Consider the following 13,812-nt stretch of genomic DNA (forward strand, 5'->3'; position numbering starts at 1 on the left):
CTACGCCATCTCCACCGAACGCAGCGTATTCAGCATGCGCTGCAAAGCGCGCGCCGTCTCCAGCGGCCGCTCCATCGGGAACAGGTGCGAGCCCTCCAGCCATTCGACGCGCCCCTGCGCGACGCGCTGCGTCGCCTCCAGCCCGACCTGGCGCACCTCGCGCGAGCGCGTGCCGGCCAGGAAGCCGACCGGCACCGGCGCGCCGTGCGCCAGGCGCGGGCCGAGCGTGTGCGGCAAGGTGCGGTAGATCATGTATTCGATGTCGCGATCGAAGGCGAGCCGGCGCTCGCCCGAGGGATCCGTCTGCGGAATGCCGTAGTCGATGTAGTCGGCCAGCATCCGCTCGTCCCAGCGCGCGAAGGCCGGCTTCTCGTGGAAATGCCGCCAGGCCTCCTCGCGATCGGCCCAACGCGTGCGGCGCGTGCGGGTGGCCGCGGCCGGCGAGAGCCGCTCGTCGAGGCCGGCCCACTGGCTGAAGCGCAGCGCGCTGCTGCGCCAGCCCGCGATCACGGGCGAGTCGAGCATCACCACGCCCTTGACCCATTGCGGCTTCTGCAGCGCCGCCATCAGGGATAGATAACCGCCCAGCGAATGGCCGACCAGCCAAACCGGCCGCGTATAGTCGCGGCCGATCGACTCCAGCAGTTCCTCGACCAGGTGGGGCCAGTCGCGCGTCACGGGGTAGCGCCGGTCGTGGCCGATCCGGTCGATATGGCGCAGTTCGTAGTCGTCGGCCAGTTCGGCGAAGATGGTCCGGTAGGTCGGCGCGGGAAAACCGTTCGCATGAGAGAAGTGGAGGATGTCCTTCAAGTCGCCGCTGTCTCCTGGTTTCATCATGTGGGTCCGGGTCGAGGCCGGGCTCGCCGCTCCCCGCCTGCGCGGGGAGGCGATCGCCAGTGCCGATGGCAGCGAGCATAGCGCGTCCGGGCCGCGCCATCGCGAAGCGCGACGGCGGCGCCTCGGCCGTTGCCCCGCGCCGTTTCGAAATCATCGGATAAGCGCTTGATTTTCCTGGCATCGCGCCGGCCCTCGCCGCTTTGATGGTTCCCTCTACTGACTATCCGCGGCGACGTCTCTGCCCGCTCACGGCGCCATCCAGTAACGCCGATGACGTTCACGATAGCGCTCGACAAGCAGCCCGTTCGGCTCAGACGGATCGTTCAGCATCACGCTCACGGCGCCGTCCCGATCGCTGCGCGCGAGTTCGATGCCGCGGGCGGCGTAGCGCGCCCAGACGGTCGGATGCGGGTGCCCGAAGCGATTGGCGTGACCGAGCGGGAACCAGGCCGCGCGCGGCGCGACGGCGTCGACGAAGGGCTCCCAGGACGAGGTGCGGCTGCCGTGGTGCGGCACCACCAGCACCTCGGCCGCCAGCGCCGCGCGCTCGTCGCGCACCAGCGTGCGCTCGACCCCGGTGTCGATATCGCCGGTCAGCAAGGCCGCCTGGCCGCCCGCCGAGACATGCAGCACGCAGGAGCTCGCGTTCGGCGCATCCGCGTCAGGCTCGGCACGCGGCCACAGCACCGCGAAATGCACGCCGTCCCAGGTCCAGCGCTGCCCGGCCCGGCAGGCCAGCCGGTCCGCCACCCCGGCCGCGCGCGCCAGCCCCCACAAGGCGTTATCGCGCGGCAGGCCGCCGGTCAGTTGCCGGACCGGCAAGGCCTCGAGCACGGCGGCCGCGCCGCCGGCATGATCGGCATCCGCGTGGCTGATCATCAGCGTGTCGAGCGAACGGATGCCCTTCGCCCGCAGGAAGGGCACGACGATGCGCTCGCCGGCCCGGGTCGATTCGGCACCGGGGCCGGCGTCGAACAGCAAGCGGTGATGCGCCGTCTCCGCCAGCACGGCCAGGCCCTGGCCTACATCGAGCAGGGTCAGCCGGAGCGCGCCGGCGGGCGGCGCCGGCGAGGGCGGCAGCACCAAGGGCAGCCAGGCCAGCGGCGCCGCGAAGCGCAAGGGCCAGCCGCGCGGCATCAGCGCCCAGCCGGTGCCCGCCAGCGCGGCGAGCAAGGCGAACCAGGATGGCGACGGCATCTCGGCCACCGCCGCCAGCCCGGCCGGCATCGCCTCGAACAGCGCGAACATGGCGGTGAGCAGCGCATGCGCGGCCCGCAAGGCCAGCGCGTCGAACGGCGCCGGCAACGCCATGCCGGCCAGCACGATCGGCGTGACGAGCGAGCCGACCCAGGGGATCGCGAACGCATTCGCCAGCGCGCCGGCCAGCGGAACCTGGCCGAACCAGACCACGGTGAACGGCGCGAGACCGAGCGTGACGGCGTATTGCACGCGCGCGCCGTTCGCGCCGACACGAACCAGGCGCGCCGCCGCGCGGCGCAGGTGCTGCCGCGTGCCGCCCGGATCCAGGCCACCCGCTTCCACGGCAGCCGGCTCGTCCGCCGGCCAGGGCCGCGCCGCGCGCCCCGACACGGCGAACAGGATCACCGCCACCGCCCCGAACGACAGCCAGAAGCCCGGCATCAGCACGGCCCAGGGATCGGCCAGCAGCACGCAGCCGAGCGCCGCGGCGAGCGTGGTCGAGGGAGCGATCGACCGGCCCGACAAATAGGCCAGGCAGGCCACGGCCAGCATCCACCAGGCGCGCTGCGCCGGCACGTTGAAGCCGGCCAGCGCGGCGTAGCAGCCTGCCCCCGCGATCGCCGCCCAGGCGCCGGCATGCGGCGCCGGCAGCCACAGGGGCAAGGCCATGCCGCGCACGCTGCCGCGCCGCCAGAACGCGGCGGCCAGCCAGGCGGCCAGCGCGCCGACCATGCCGATATGCAGGCCCGAGATCGCCACCAGGTGACTGGTGCCGGTGGCGCGCAGCACCTGCCGGTCGAGCTCGGCGATATCGTCCTGCGCGCCGATCGCCAGCGCGATGACGATGCCCGCATGCGGCGCGCCGTCGAGCACCGCGCGGATCCGCTCCCGCACGCGATGGCGCAACCGGTCCACCACGGCGGCCGCATCGCGTGGACTCGCGTCGAGACGCGAGGCATCGCGCGACGAGGACACGTAACCCAGCGCGCGAATCCCGCCCGCGAGCCAGGCCGCCTCGGCATCGCGCAGGCCGGCGTTGGCATTGGCGTGCGGACGCTTCAGGCGCACCCGCAGGCGCCAGCGCTCGCCGGGCCGCACTTCGGGCGGCGCCGCCTCGCGCCGGTCGTAGCGGATCCAGGACAGGCGCAGCCGCGCCGGGAAACGGAGCAGCCCCGTATCGTGGCCGTCGACGTCGAGCAGGAAGCGCTGCCCTTGCGCATCGCGCGCCGGCAGGCCGCGCACCACGCCCGTGACGAGCACCTCGCGCCGCTGCCATTCGAGCGGCAGGTCGTCGGCCAGGCGCAGGTGCGCGCGCATTGCGGTATAGCCATGACCGGCCAGCGCGGCCAGCAGGAGCACGATCAGGCTGGTCGCCCATCGCGCGCCGCACGACGAAGCCGCCCGACGAACCATCACGATCAGCGCGAGCAGCAGCGCCACCACGCCCAGCGCCGCGCCCGCCTCGGCCACGCCGGGCAGGCGAGCCTGCCGCTGCAGCATCACGACACCCAGCGCGAACGCGATCCAGATCTCCCGCATCGGCATGTCGGCCCTCGCGCGCCGAACGCTCGGCATCTCCCGTCGACGATTATGCGGATCGACAGGCGCGCCGGATCGATCCGGCGATCGAGCCGGCCGAACGGGCTATGTCAGGAACGGAAAATCAGGCGGGGAAAATCAGGCAAGCGGACGCAGCCTGGGCATCGCCGCATGCGCATTGGCGGTGGTCGCCCGCGCGATGGCCTCGGGCTCGCTGCCGCGCAAGGCGGCGATCGCCTCGCCGATGCGCGGCACCTGGTCGGGCGTGTTGCGCTGCTTGTAGATCCATTCGGGGGCGATGTCGGGCGCGTCGGTCTCGACCACCAGCGCCTCGATCGGCAACTGCTCGGCGAGCCGGCGAATCTGCCGCGCGCGCTCGAAGGTCACGTTGCCGCCGAAGCCCAGGTGCAGGCCCTGCGCGATGAAGGCCTCGGCCTGCTGGAAGCTGCCGTTGAAGGCATGGGCGATGCCGCGCCGCACCCCGAAGCGCCGCAGCCCCGCCAGCACGCGATCCTGCGACTTGCGCACGTGGCAGAGCACCGGCAGCTCGAATTCGCGCGCGAACTTCAGTTGCTCGTAGTAGAAGTGCTCCTGCCGCGGGTTGTCGAGCCCCTCGACGAAGTAGTCGAGCCCGATCTCGCCGATCGCGACGAAGCGCGGATCGTCCAGGCTCGCCTCGATCTCCATGCGCAGCCGGTCGAGATCCTCGTCGCGGGCGCCGGGCGTGTAGAGCGGATGGATGCCGAGCGCGTAGCTGCCGCCGGCGGTGCGATGCGCGAGCTCGCGCACCGTCTCGAAGTTGTCGCGCCCGATGCTCGGGATCACGATGCCCGACACGCCCGCATCCGCCGCCGCATCGACCACGGCCTCGCGGTCCGCGTCGAATTCACCGGCATCGAGATGGCAGTGCGTGTCGATCCACATCGGCTCAGACCGGCACCGCCGGCTCCTCGTGCAGCACGCCGTCGCGCAGCCGCAGGATGCGGTCGCAGCGCCCGGCCAGCTCGGGATCGTGCGTGACGATCACGAAGCTGGTGTCGAGCGTGCGCGACAGTTCGAGCATCAGGTTGAAGACATTGTCGGCGGTCGAGCCGTCGAGATTGCCGGTGGGCTCGTCGGCCAGCACGCAGGCCGGCTTGGTGACCAGCGCGCGCGCCACGGCCACGCGCTGGCGCTCGCCGCCCGACAGTTCGCCCGGGCGATGCCGGGCGCGATGGCCGAGGCCGACACGCTCCAGCATTTCCTGCGCATCGTGACGTGCCTCGGCCGCACTGAGCCGGCGGATCCGCAGCGGCATCGCGACATTGTCGAGCGCCGAGAACTCGGGCAGCAGGTGATGGAACTGGTAGACGAAACCCAGCGCGCGATTGCGCAGTTCGTTGCGCTCGCGCTCGCCGAGCCGCGTGAAGGGCTTGCCGAGCAGCGAGACCTCGCCGGTGCCCGGTTCGTCGAGCCCGCCCAGCACGTGCAGCAGGGTGCTCTTTCCCGAGCCCGAGGCGCCCACGACCGCCAGCTTCTCGCCGCGATGGACGGTGACGGAAGCGTCGGCCAGCACGCGCACGTCGAGCCCGCCCTGCTGGAACGATTTGGTGATGCCGCTGGCTTCGAGCACGGTTTCGCGCATGCGCGGGTTTCCTGTTGAGTTCGGGTTCATGGCCGGTTGCGCGAGCCGCTCATTCATAGCGCAGCGCCTCGGCCGGGCGCACCTTGGCGGCGCGCCAGCTCGGATAGAGGGTGGCCACCGCCGACAGCACGAAGGCGATCACGCCGATCTTGGCCACGTCGCCGGCCACCAGCTCGGAAGGCAGCTCGCTGATGAAGTAGACCGAGGGCGGCAAGAACTGCACGCCGAAGGCATGCTCGATCATCGGGATCAGCCAGGGGATGCTCCAGGCGATCAGGCTGCCGAGCGCCACGCCCGAGAGCGTGCCGACGAAACCCACCGTCACGCCCTGCACCACGAAGATCTTCATGATCGAGCCGGGCTGCGCGCCTAGCGTGCGCAGGATCGCGATGTCGGCCTGCTTGTTGGTGACCGTCATCACCAGCGAGGACACCAGGTTGAAGGCGGCCACCGCGATGATCAGCGTCAGGATGATGAACATCATGCGCTTCTCGATCTTCACCGCCGAGAACCAGGTCTTGTTCTGCTGGGTCCAGTCGCGGATATAGAGATCGCCCGAAAGCGAATGCGACAGTTGCACCGCCACCTCGGGCGCGCGCTGCATGTCCTTGAGCCGCAGCCTGACGCCGGTCGGCGCCGGCAGCCGGAACAGCTTCTGCGCGTCCTGGATGTCGATCATCGCCAGCGTGCTGTCGTATTCGTAATGCCCCGACTCGAAGATGCCGACCACCGTGAACTGCCTCACCCGCGGCAGCATGCCGGCCGGCGTGACGGTGCCCTCGGGCACGAACATGGTGACCTTGTCGCCGACCGACACGCCGAGATTGCTGGCCAGCGCGGTGCCGAGCACGACGTCGAACTGGCCCGGCTGCAGGGCGGCCAGCGAGCCGGCCTTCATGTCCTTGGCGATGTCGGTCACCTGCGGCTCCAGCGTCGGATCGACGCCGCGCAGCAGCACGCCGCTGACGGCATCCTGGCGCGTGAGCAGGGCCTGTGCCTCCACATAGGGCGCCGAGCCGATCACTTCCGGGTTGCGGCGCGCCTCGTTGGCGGTCAGTTGCCAGTCGGGCATCGAGCCGGTCGGCGAGAAGATCTCGACGTGCGCCAGCACCGACAGCATGCGGTCGCGCACCTCCTTCTGGAAGCCGTTCATCACCGACAGCACCACGATCAGGGCCGCCACGCCGAGCGCGATGCCGAGCATCGAGACGGCGGCGATGAAGGAGATGAAACCGTTGCCGGTCGTGCGTTTGCCGGCGCGCGTGTAGCGCCAGCCGATCTGCCATTCGTACGGGAGTTTCAAGCCTGTCCTTTTCACTGGTTGCGGCGGCCGGCACCGGCCCTGAATCGCCCGGCCCGCGCGGGGGGCGCGGGCCGGGGCGCGGCGGGCGGCCCGCAGGCGCCGCCGCTCGCATCGACGCCGCCGTCCTTGGGGAGGCGCCGCCGATCACGCGCGAAGTTTGCCATACATTGCTTAACCGTCCCTGAAAAAGCGCGGGCACGGCACGCGCCGCGCGGCGCCTCTCGATCGAGGGCAAAGCCAAGCCGGGCGGCGCTCGCGAGGCAGCGGCCGACAACATCGGGACGCGATCGGTGCCGCCCGCGCGAGCCGTTTGCCCTACTTGCCCTACAATGCGCACCATCATGCCAGCCCTGCCTCCGCCCCGCCGCCTCCACTTCCTGTTGCCGTTCGCGCTGCCGTCCGCCGCCGATGCCGCCTCGTCGCTGCACGACCTGGCCAGCCCGGCGCTGGCCGCCCTGCTGGCCCGCGCGCGCCTGGTCGAGCGCAGCGCCGGCGAGGACTTCCAGCGCACGCTGCCGCATCAGCGCTGGCTGGCCGCGCGCTTCGGCGCGAACCAGGGAGACGCCGACGACGACGCGCCGCTCGCGCCGTACATGCTGCTGGCCGACGGCGGCACGCCAGGCGACGCGTCCTGGGCCTGCGTCGAGCCGGTGCACGTGCAGATCGCCACCGACCACCTGGTGCTGATCGATCCGTCCTCGCTCGAGCTGCCGGCCGCCGAGGCCGCCGCCCTGCTCGAGGTCGCGCGCCCGCTGGTCGAGGAACTGGGCGTGCAATTGCAGGCGCCCGATCCGCGGCGCTGGTACTTGTCGAGCGAATCGCTGGCCGCGCTGGCCGGCGCCGCGCCGCTACGCGCGAGCGGCCGCAACATCGAGATCTGGCTGCCGCACGAGGCCCGCACCGGCGAGCGCTCGCGGCTGTGGATGAAGCTGCAGAACGAAGTGCAGATGGCCTGGTTCGGCCACGCCGTCAACGAGACGCGCGAGGCGCGCGGCCAGTTCACCGCGAACTCGATCTGGTTCCACGGCCAGGGCCGGCTGCGGCCCGTGAGCAGCCCGTTCGCGCGCGTGCTGTCGACGGACTGCGCCACGCGCGGCCTCGCGCTCGCCGCCCAGGTGCCGGTGGATGCGCCGCCGGCCGCGTTTGCCGCGCTGGCCGGTGCCCCCGGCGAGGACGAGGCCGCCCGCGCCACCCTGCTCGAACTCGATGCGCTGACGGTGCCCTTCATCCAGCAGGACTGGGCGACCTGGCGCGAAGCGCTCGACACGCTCGAGCGCGACTGGTTCGCGCCGGCGCTCGAGGCGCTGCGCGCCGGCGTGCTGCGCGAGCTGAGCTTCACGCTGTGCGGCGACACCGGCGCCACCACACTCGCCGTGACGCGGGGCGACCTCCGCAAATTCTGGCGACGCCGCGCGCTCGCCTCCCTGTTCGAATAAGCCATCCGCATGACCCGACTCGTCACCCGCCAAGCCTCCCCCGCCGACGCCGAGGCGCTCGCCCGCCACGGCCTGCATCCCGTCCTCGCGCGCCTGTATGCCGCGCGCGGCGTCACCTGCCCCGAGGACATCGAGACCGCCCTGGCGCGGCTCGTGCCGCCCGCCAGCCTGAAGGGCTGCGAGGACGCGGCGGTGCTGCTGGCCGACGCGCTGGCGGCGCGCAAGCGCATGCTGGTGGTGGCCGACTACGACTGCGACGGCGCCACCGCCTGCGCGGTGGCGGTGCGCGGCCTGCGCATGCTCGGCGCCTCGATCGACTACCTGGTGCCGAACCGCTTCGAATACGGCTACGGCCTCACGCCCGAGATCGTCAAGCTGGCCGCCGCGCGCCGGCCAGAACTGTTGATCACGGTCGACAACGGCATCGCCAGCGTCGACGGCGTGGCCGCCGCCAACGCGCTCGGCATCGACGTGCTGGTCACCGACCACCACCTGCCCGGCGCGACGCTGCCCGCGGCGCGCGCCATCGTCAACCCGAACCAGCCCGGCTGCGAATTCCCGAGCAAGCACATCGCCGGGGTCGGCGTGATGTTCTATGTGCTGCTGGCGCTGCGCGCCGAGCTGCGCCGCCGCGGCGCCTTCGACGATGCCCGGCCCGAGCCGCGCCTGGACGGGCTGCTCGATCTGGTCGCGCTGGGCACGGTGGCCGACGTGGTGCGCCTGGACGGCAACAACCGCGTGCTGGTCGCGCAGGGCCTGCAGCGCATCCGGAAGGGCCGCATGCAGCCCGGCATCGCCGCGCTGTTTCGCGCCGCCGCGCGCGAGGCCCGCTCGGCCTCGGCCTTCGATCTCGGCTTCGGCCTGGGCCCGCGCCTGAACGCGGCGGGCCGCCTGTCCGACATGTCGCTCGGCATCGAATGCCTGACCACCGACGACATCGGCCGCGCCTGGGAGCTGGCCCAGCAGCTCGACACCATGAATCGCGAGCGCCGCGAGATCGAGGCCGGCATGCAGCAGCAGGCACTGGCCGACCTGGCCCAGGTCGATCCGGCCGAGGCGGCCACCATCACGCTGTTCAACCCCGACTGGCACCAGGGCGTGATCGGTATCGTCGCGGGCCGGCTCAAGGAGAAGTTCCACCGCCCCTCGTTCACCTTCGCGCACGCCGACGAGAGCGGCGCGCGCGTCAAGGGCTCGGGCCGCTCGATCCCCGGCTTCCACCTGCGCGACGCGCTGGACCTGGTCTCCAAGCGCGAACCGGACCTGCTGGTGACCTTCGGCGGCCACGCGATGGCCGCCGGCGTCACGCTCGAGACCGACAAGGTGCCGCGCTTCGCCGCCGCCTTCGAGGCGGTGGCGCGCGAATGGCTGTCCGAGGAGGCGCTCTCGCGCGTGCTGGAGACCGACGGCGATCTCGAGGATGCCTATTTCACGCCGCAGTTCGTCGAACTGCTCGATGGCGCGGTCTGGGGCCAGGGTTTCCCTGCGCCGCTGTTCTCGGGCGAGTTCGAGGTGGCCTCGCAGGCGCTGGTCAAGGACAAGCACCTGAAGCTGCAGCTCGCGCGCGGCCGCCAGCGCTTCGGCGCGATCTGGTTCAACCACACCGAGCCGCTGCCGGCGCACGCCACCGTCGCCTACCGCCTCGCCAGCGACACCTGGAACGGCGTGACGCGCGTGCAACTGATCGTCGAGCACGCGGCCTGATACGGCAACGCGCGGCGCGCGGGTCGGCGGCGCGAGGCCGGGCCCCGCCGCGGTCGATCGCGCCCGGCCCTACTCCAGCAACGCGATCCGCCACCGTTTTCCAGGCGCTTTCCCCCGATTTCCAGCCGATTTCCAGCCGATTTCCAGCCGATTTCCCGGCAAATACCGGCGGCTCGCGCGCTCGCGGCCCCGGCGCGCCTACCGGCCGAGCCCCCCGATCGGCTATAATTTCGCCTTTTCACGAAGCCGGAAAAGCGATCATCACCATGGAAGCGGAACGCCTCAACGCGATCGAAAGCTCTCTCGCGGACCTGCGCCGGCGCGCGGGCGAGCTACGGGGGTATCTTTGACTACGACGCCAAGTCCGCGCGTCTAGCCGAAGTCAACAAGGAACTCGAAGACCCGAACGTCTGGAACGATTCGAAGAACGCCCAGGCGCTCGGTCGCGAGAAGAAATCGCTGGAAGGCGTCGTGACGACGCTGACCACGCTCGACGGCGACCTGCGCGACGCGCAGGATCTGTTCGAACTCGCGCGCGAGGAAAACGACGAGGACACGCTGCTGGCGAGCGAGGGCGAGGCCGCCGAGCTCGAGAAGCGTGTCGCCGAGATCGAATTCCGCCGGATGTTCTCCAACCCGGCCGATCCGAACAACTGCTTCATCGACATCCAGGCCGGCGCCGGCGGCACCGAGGCCTGCGATTGGGCCTCGATGCTGCTGCGCCAGTACCTGCGCTACTGCGAGCGCAAGGGCTTCAAGACCGAGGTACTGGAAGAGTCCGACGGCGACGTGGCCGGCATCAAGAACGCCACCATCAAGGTCACGGGCGACTACGCCTACGGCTTCCTGCGCACCGAGACCGGCATCCACCGCCTGGTGCGCAAGTCGCCGTTCGATTCCTCGGGCGGACGTCACACCTCGTTCTCGTCGGTGTTCGTCTATCCGGAGATCGACGATTCGATCGAGGTCGAGGTCAACCCGGCCGACCTGCGCATCGACACCTACCGCGCCTCGGGCGCGGGCGGCCAGCACATCAACAAGACCGACTCCGCGGTGCGTATCACGCACATGCCGACCGGGATCGTGGTCCAGTGCCAGAACGACCGCTCGCAGCACCGCAACCGCGCCGAGGCGATGGCGATGCTGAAGTCGCGTCTGTATGAAGCCGAGATGCGCAAGCGCCAGGCCGAGCAGGACAAGCTCGAATCGAGCAAGACGGACGTGGGCTGGGGCCACCAGATCCGCTCCTACGTGCTCGACCAGAGCCGCGTGAAGGACCTGCGCACCAATGTCGAAATGAGCAATACGCGCGCCGTGCTCGACGGCGATCTCGACGATTTCATCGGTGCGAGCCTGAAACAGGGCGTCTGATCGCCCGGGGGCGGCGCCTCGCGCCACTCCCTTTCCGCGGTGCCGCCGCGCCTCGCGCGCGAGCATCGCGGAAACCGTGCCCGGCCGGCCCGGGCGCGCAGCAGCACCGGCCCGACCTGCCGCATCCGCCGCACCCGTCACACGCCGCATCCGTGTCACCCATCGAATTCCGACCATCATGACCGAACCGACCCAACCGCAGCAGGCCGCGCCCGCGACCGACGACAACCAGCTCATCGCCGAGCGCCGCGAGAAGCTGCGCGCGCTGCGCGAGCAAGGCGTCGCCTATCCGAACGACTTCCAGCCGACCCACCACGCGGCCGACCTGCAGGCGGACTACGCCGAGGCCGACAAGGACGCGCTCGAGGCCAAGCCGCTCGAGGTCAAGCTGGCCGGCCGGATGATGCTGCGCCGCGTGATGGGCAAGGCCAGCTTCGCGACGGTCCAGGACGGTTCGGGCCAGATCCAGTTCTTCGTCACGCCCGCCGATGTCGGCACCGAGACCTACGACGCGTTCAAGAAGTGGGACCTGGGCGACATCGTCGCCGCGAGCGGCGTGCTGTTTCGCACCAACAAGGGCGAGCTGTCGGTCAAGTGCACCGAGCTGCGCCTGCTGGCCAAGGCGCTGCGCCCGCTGCCGGACAAGTTCCACGGCCTGGCCGACCAGGAGATGCGCTACCGGCAGCGCTACGTCGACCTGATCGTCACGCCCGAGACGCGCAACACCTTCCGCGCCCGCACCAAGGCGATCGCCTCGATCCGCAAGTTCATGGCGGATGCGGACTTCATGGAAGTCGAGACGCCGATGCTGCACCCGATCCCCGGCGGCGCGACGGCCAAGCCCTTCGTCACGCACCACAACGCGCTCGACATGGAGATGTTCCTGCGCATCGCGCCCGAGCTCTACCTGAAGCGGCTGGTGGTGGGCGGCTTCGAGCGAGTGTTCGAGATCAACCGGAATTTCCGCAACGAGGGCGTCTCGCCGCGCCACAACCCGGAATTCACGATGATGGAGTTCTACGCGGCCTATACCGACTACCGCTGGATGATGGATTTCACCGAGCAGGTGATCCGCCAGGCGGCGGTCGATTCGCTCGGCACCGCGACGATCCAGTACCAGGGCCGCGAGCTCGACCTCGCCAAGCCCTTCCATCGTCTCACCATCAAGCAGGCGATCCAGAAGTACGCACCCGACTACAGCGACGCGCAACTGGCCGACGTGGCCTTCCTGCGCACCGAGCTCAAGCGCTTCGGCGTCGACGTCGGCCAACCGGCCTTCCTGAACGCCGGCCTCGGCGCGCTGCAGCTCGCGCTGTTCGAGGAAACCGCCGAGGCGCAGCTCTGGGAGCCGACCTTCATCATCGACTACCCGGTCGAGGTCTCGCCGCTGGCGCGCGAATCGGATGCGATGCCCGGCGTCACCGAGCGCTTCGAGCTGTTCATGACGGGCCGCGAGATCGCCAACGGCTTCTCCGAGCTCAACGATCCGGAAGACCAGGCCGCGCGCTTCAAGAAGCAGGTCGACCAGAAGGATGCCGGCGACGAGGAAGCGATGTACTTCGACGCCGACTACATCCGCGCACTCGAATACGGCATGCCCCCGACCGGCGGCTGCGGCATCGGCATCGACCGCCTGGTGATGCTGCTGACCGACAGCCCGACGATCCGCGACGTGCTGCTGTTCCCGCACCTGCGCCGCGAGGACTGAGCCGCGTCCTCGAAGGGCCGCCCGCCGGCGGCGGCCCTGCCCCGCGCGGCGGCGCATCGTGCGCCGCCCGTTTCCCCGCCCCTGCCTCTCCTGCGTCATCCAATCGACAGCTTTGTAACGGCACGTAAAATTGCCCGTTGCCGGCGCATGCGCCTTGCTACGTCCGCCTCGCGCCGCACCGGCGGCATCTGCACTTCCAAGCCCCGCCACGACCGCCTGGCGGTCCGTGCGCGCATCAATCGTTACAACTTGATACGCTGCCTCCACATCGATTGATCGACACTTGTCGATAGAAAATAACGCACACGAAGTGCGCTGGAGAGCAGAAATGGACAACCCGAACAACGCTACGTCTACACCGCGCAAACGTCTTCATCCGCTGATCGCGACCGCCGCCGGCGCTGTGATCGTGGCCAGCCTCGCCGCCACCGCCGCCATCACCGGCGTGTTCCCGAAGGCCGGCGGCACGACCGCGCCGACCGACACGCCGCCGGCCGCCGTCGACACCACCGCCGCGCCCGCCAATGCCACGGCCGGCATCGCCGCGCCGCAGGCCCAGCCGACGCAAGCCCAACAGCAACAGGCGCAGGCTACTGCCCAAGCCGCGCCGCAGCCGGCACCGGCCCAGGTCGCCGCCGCGCGCGCGCCGGCACAGGCCGCGCCGCAGCCGCCGCAATATGCGCAACAGGCTGCCCAGCCCTCGCAGGCCTCGGTCTGCCATACCTGCGGCACCGTGGTGGCCATCACCGAGACGCGCACGCCCGGCCAAGGCACGGGGATCGGAGCGGTCGGCGGCGCCGCCGCGGGCGGCCTGCTCGGCAACCAGTTCGGCCGCGGCGGCGGCCGCACCGCGATGACCATCATTGGCGCGCTCGGCGGCGGCCTGGCCGGCAACTCGATCGAGAAGCGCGTGCGCAGCACCACCGACTACCACGTGCGCGTGCGCATGGAAAACGGCACGGAACGCAGCTTCACCTACCGCAACCCGCCGCCGTTCGGCGAAGGTCAGCGCGTGCACATCGAGCACGGTACGCTGGCGGCTGGCTGATCGGGCGCGGCAGCTTCTCGGCCGCCGCCCATGTGAAAACGG

General features: G+C 70.7%; 10 protein-coding genes. 5 read left to right on the plus strand and 5 right to left on the minus strand.

Annotated features, from left to right (window positions below):
• The 5 genes from BM43_RS17995 to BM43_RS18015 all read right to left on the minus strand — a co-directional run bounded on the left by BM43_RS17995 (position 1) and on the right by BM43_RS18015 (position 6,503).
• Positions 1-810, minus strand: a complete 810-nt coding sequence (locus BM43_RS17995; RefSeq protein WP_036050050.1) for an alpha/beta fold hydrolase — start codon at positions 808-810, stop codon at positions 1-3.
• Positions 811-1,083: 273 nt separating this feature from the next.
• Positions 1,084-3,576: a DNA internalization-related competence protein ComEC/Rec2 gene (locus BM43_RS18000; protein WP_036053108.1), complete on the minus strand. Its 2,493-nt coding sequence runs from the start codon at positions 3,574-3,576 to the stop codon at positions 1,084-1,086.
• Between the two features lie 138 nt (positions 3,577-3,714).
• On the minus strand, positions 3,715-4,500 hold the full coding sequence (locus BM43_RS18005) for a TatD family hydrolase (protein WP_036050046.1): 786 nt from the start codon (positions 4,498-4,500) through the stop codon (positions 3,715-3,717).
• A 4-nt stretch (positions 4,501-4,504) separates the two neighbouring features.
• Positions 4,505-5,230 carry a lipoprotein-releasing ABC transporter ATP-binding protein LolD gene (gene lolD, locus BM43_RS18010; protein ID WP_042286172.1) on the minus strand — a complete coding sequence of 242 codons (726 nt, stop codon included), beginning with the start codon at positions 5,228-5,230 and terminating at the stop codon, positions 4,505-4,507.
• A gap of 19 nt (positions 5,231-5,249) precedes the next feature.
• Positions 5,250-6,503, minus strand: coding sequence for a lipoprotein-releasing ABC transporter permease subunit (locus tag BM43_RS18015; protein ID WP_025099068.1), 1,254 nt, complete (start codon positions 6,501-6,503; stop codon positions 5,250-5,252).
• Positions 6,504-6,832: 329 nt separating this feature from the next.
• Between BM43_RS18015 and BM43_RS18020 the strand changes: the two genes are divergently transcribed.
• The 5 genes from BM43_RS18020 (at position 6,833) to BM43_RS18040 (ending at position 13,770) form a co-directional block, all read left to right on the plus strand.
• Complete coding sequence (locus BM43_RS18020; RefSeq protein WP_036050041.1) at positions 6,833-7,939, plus strand: hypothetical protein; 1,107 nt, start codon at positions 6,833-6,835, stop codon at positions 7,937-7,939.
• 9 nt (positions 7,940-7,948) lie between these two features.
• Positions 7,949-9,643: a single-stranded-DNA-specific exonuclease RecJ gene (gene recJ, locus BM43_RS18025; RefSeq protein ID WP_036050038.1), complete on the plus strand. Its 1,695-nt coding sequence runs from the start codon at positions 7,949-7,951 to the stop codon at positions 9,641-9,643.
• A 342-nt stretch (positions 9,644-9,985) separates the two neighbouring features.
• Complete coding sequence (gene prfB / locus BM43_RS39110) at positions 9,986-11,014, plus strand: peptide chain release factor 2 (protein ID WP_111946549.1); 1,029 nt, start codon at positions 9,986-9,988, stop codon at positions 11,012-11,014.
• Positions 11,015-11,192: 178 nt separating this feature from the next.
• Positions 11,193-12,722 (plus strand): lysine--tRNA ligase, encoded by a 1,530-nt coding sequence (gene lysS / locus BM43_RS18035; protein WP_036050035.1) that lies wholly within the window; start codon positions 11,193-11,195, stop codon positions 12,720-12,722.
• Positions 12,723-13,050: 328 nt separating this feature from the next.
• Entirely contained in the window at positions 13,051-13,770 is a 720-nt protein-coding gene (locus BM43_RS18040; protein WP_036050028.1) for a glycine zipper 2TM domain-containing protein, read from the plus strand.
• The last annotated feature ends 42 nt before the right edge of the window (positions 13,771-13,812 follow it).

It is taken from the genome of Burkholderia gladioli (assembly GCF_000959725.1).
Taxonomy (GTDB): Bacteria; Pseudomonadota; Gammaproteobacteria; order Burkholderiales; family Burkholderiaceae; genus Burkholderia; species Burkholderia gladioli.

Coding starts and splice junctions, on each gene's coding strand:
- BM43_RS18000 (WP_036053108.1), bottom strand. CDS start 3,576: ATGCGGGAGATCTGGATCGCGTTCGCGCTGGGTGTCGTGATGCTGCAG.
- BM43_RS18005 (WP_036050046.1), bottom strand. CDS start 4,500: ATGTGGATCGACACGCACTGCCATCTCGATGCCGGTGAATTCGACGCG.
- lolD (WP_042286172.1), bottom strand. CDS start 5,230: ATGAACCCGAACTCAACAGGAAACCCGCGCATGCGCGAAACCGTGCTC.
- BM43_RS18020 (WP_036050041.1), top strand. CDS start 6,833: ATGCGCACCATCATGCCAGCCCTGCCTCCGCCCCGCCGCCTCCACTTC.
- recJ (WP_036050038.1), top strand. CDS start 7,949: ATGACCCGACTCGTCACCCGCCAAGCCTCCCCCGCCGACGCCGAGGCG.
- lysS (WP_036050035.1), top strand. CDS start 11,193: ATGACCGAACCGACCCAACCGCAGCAGGCCGCGCCCGCGACCGACGAC.
- BM43_RS18040 (WP_036050028.1), top strand. CDS start 13,051: ATGGACAACCCGAACAACGCTACGTCTACACCGCGCAAACGTCTTCAT.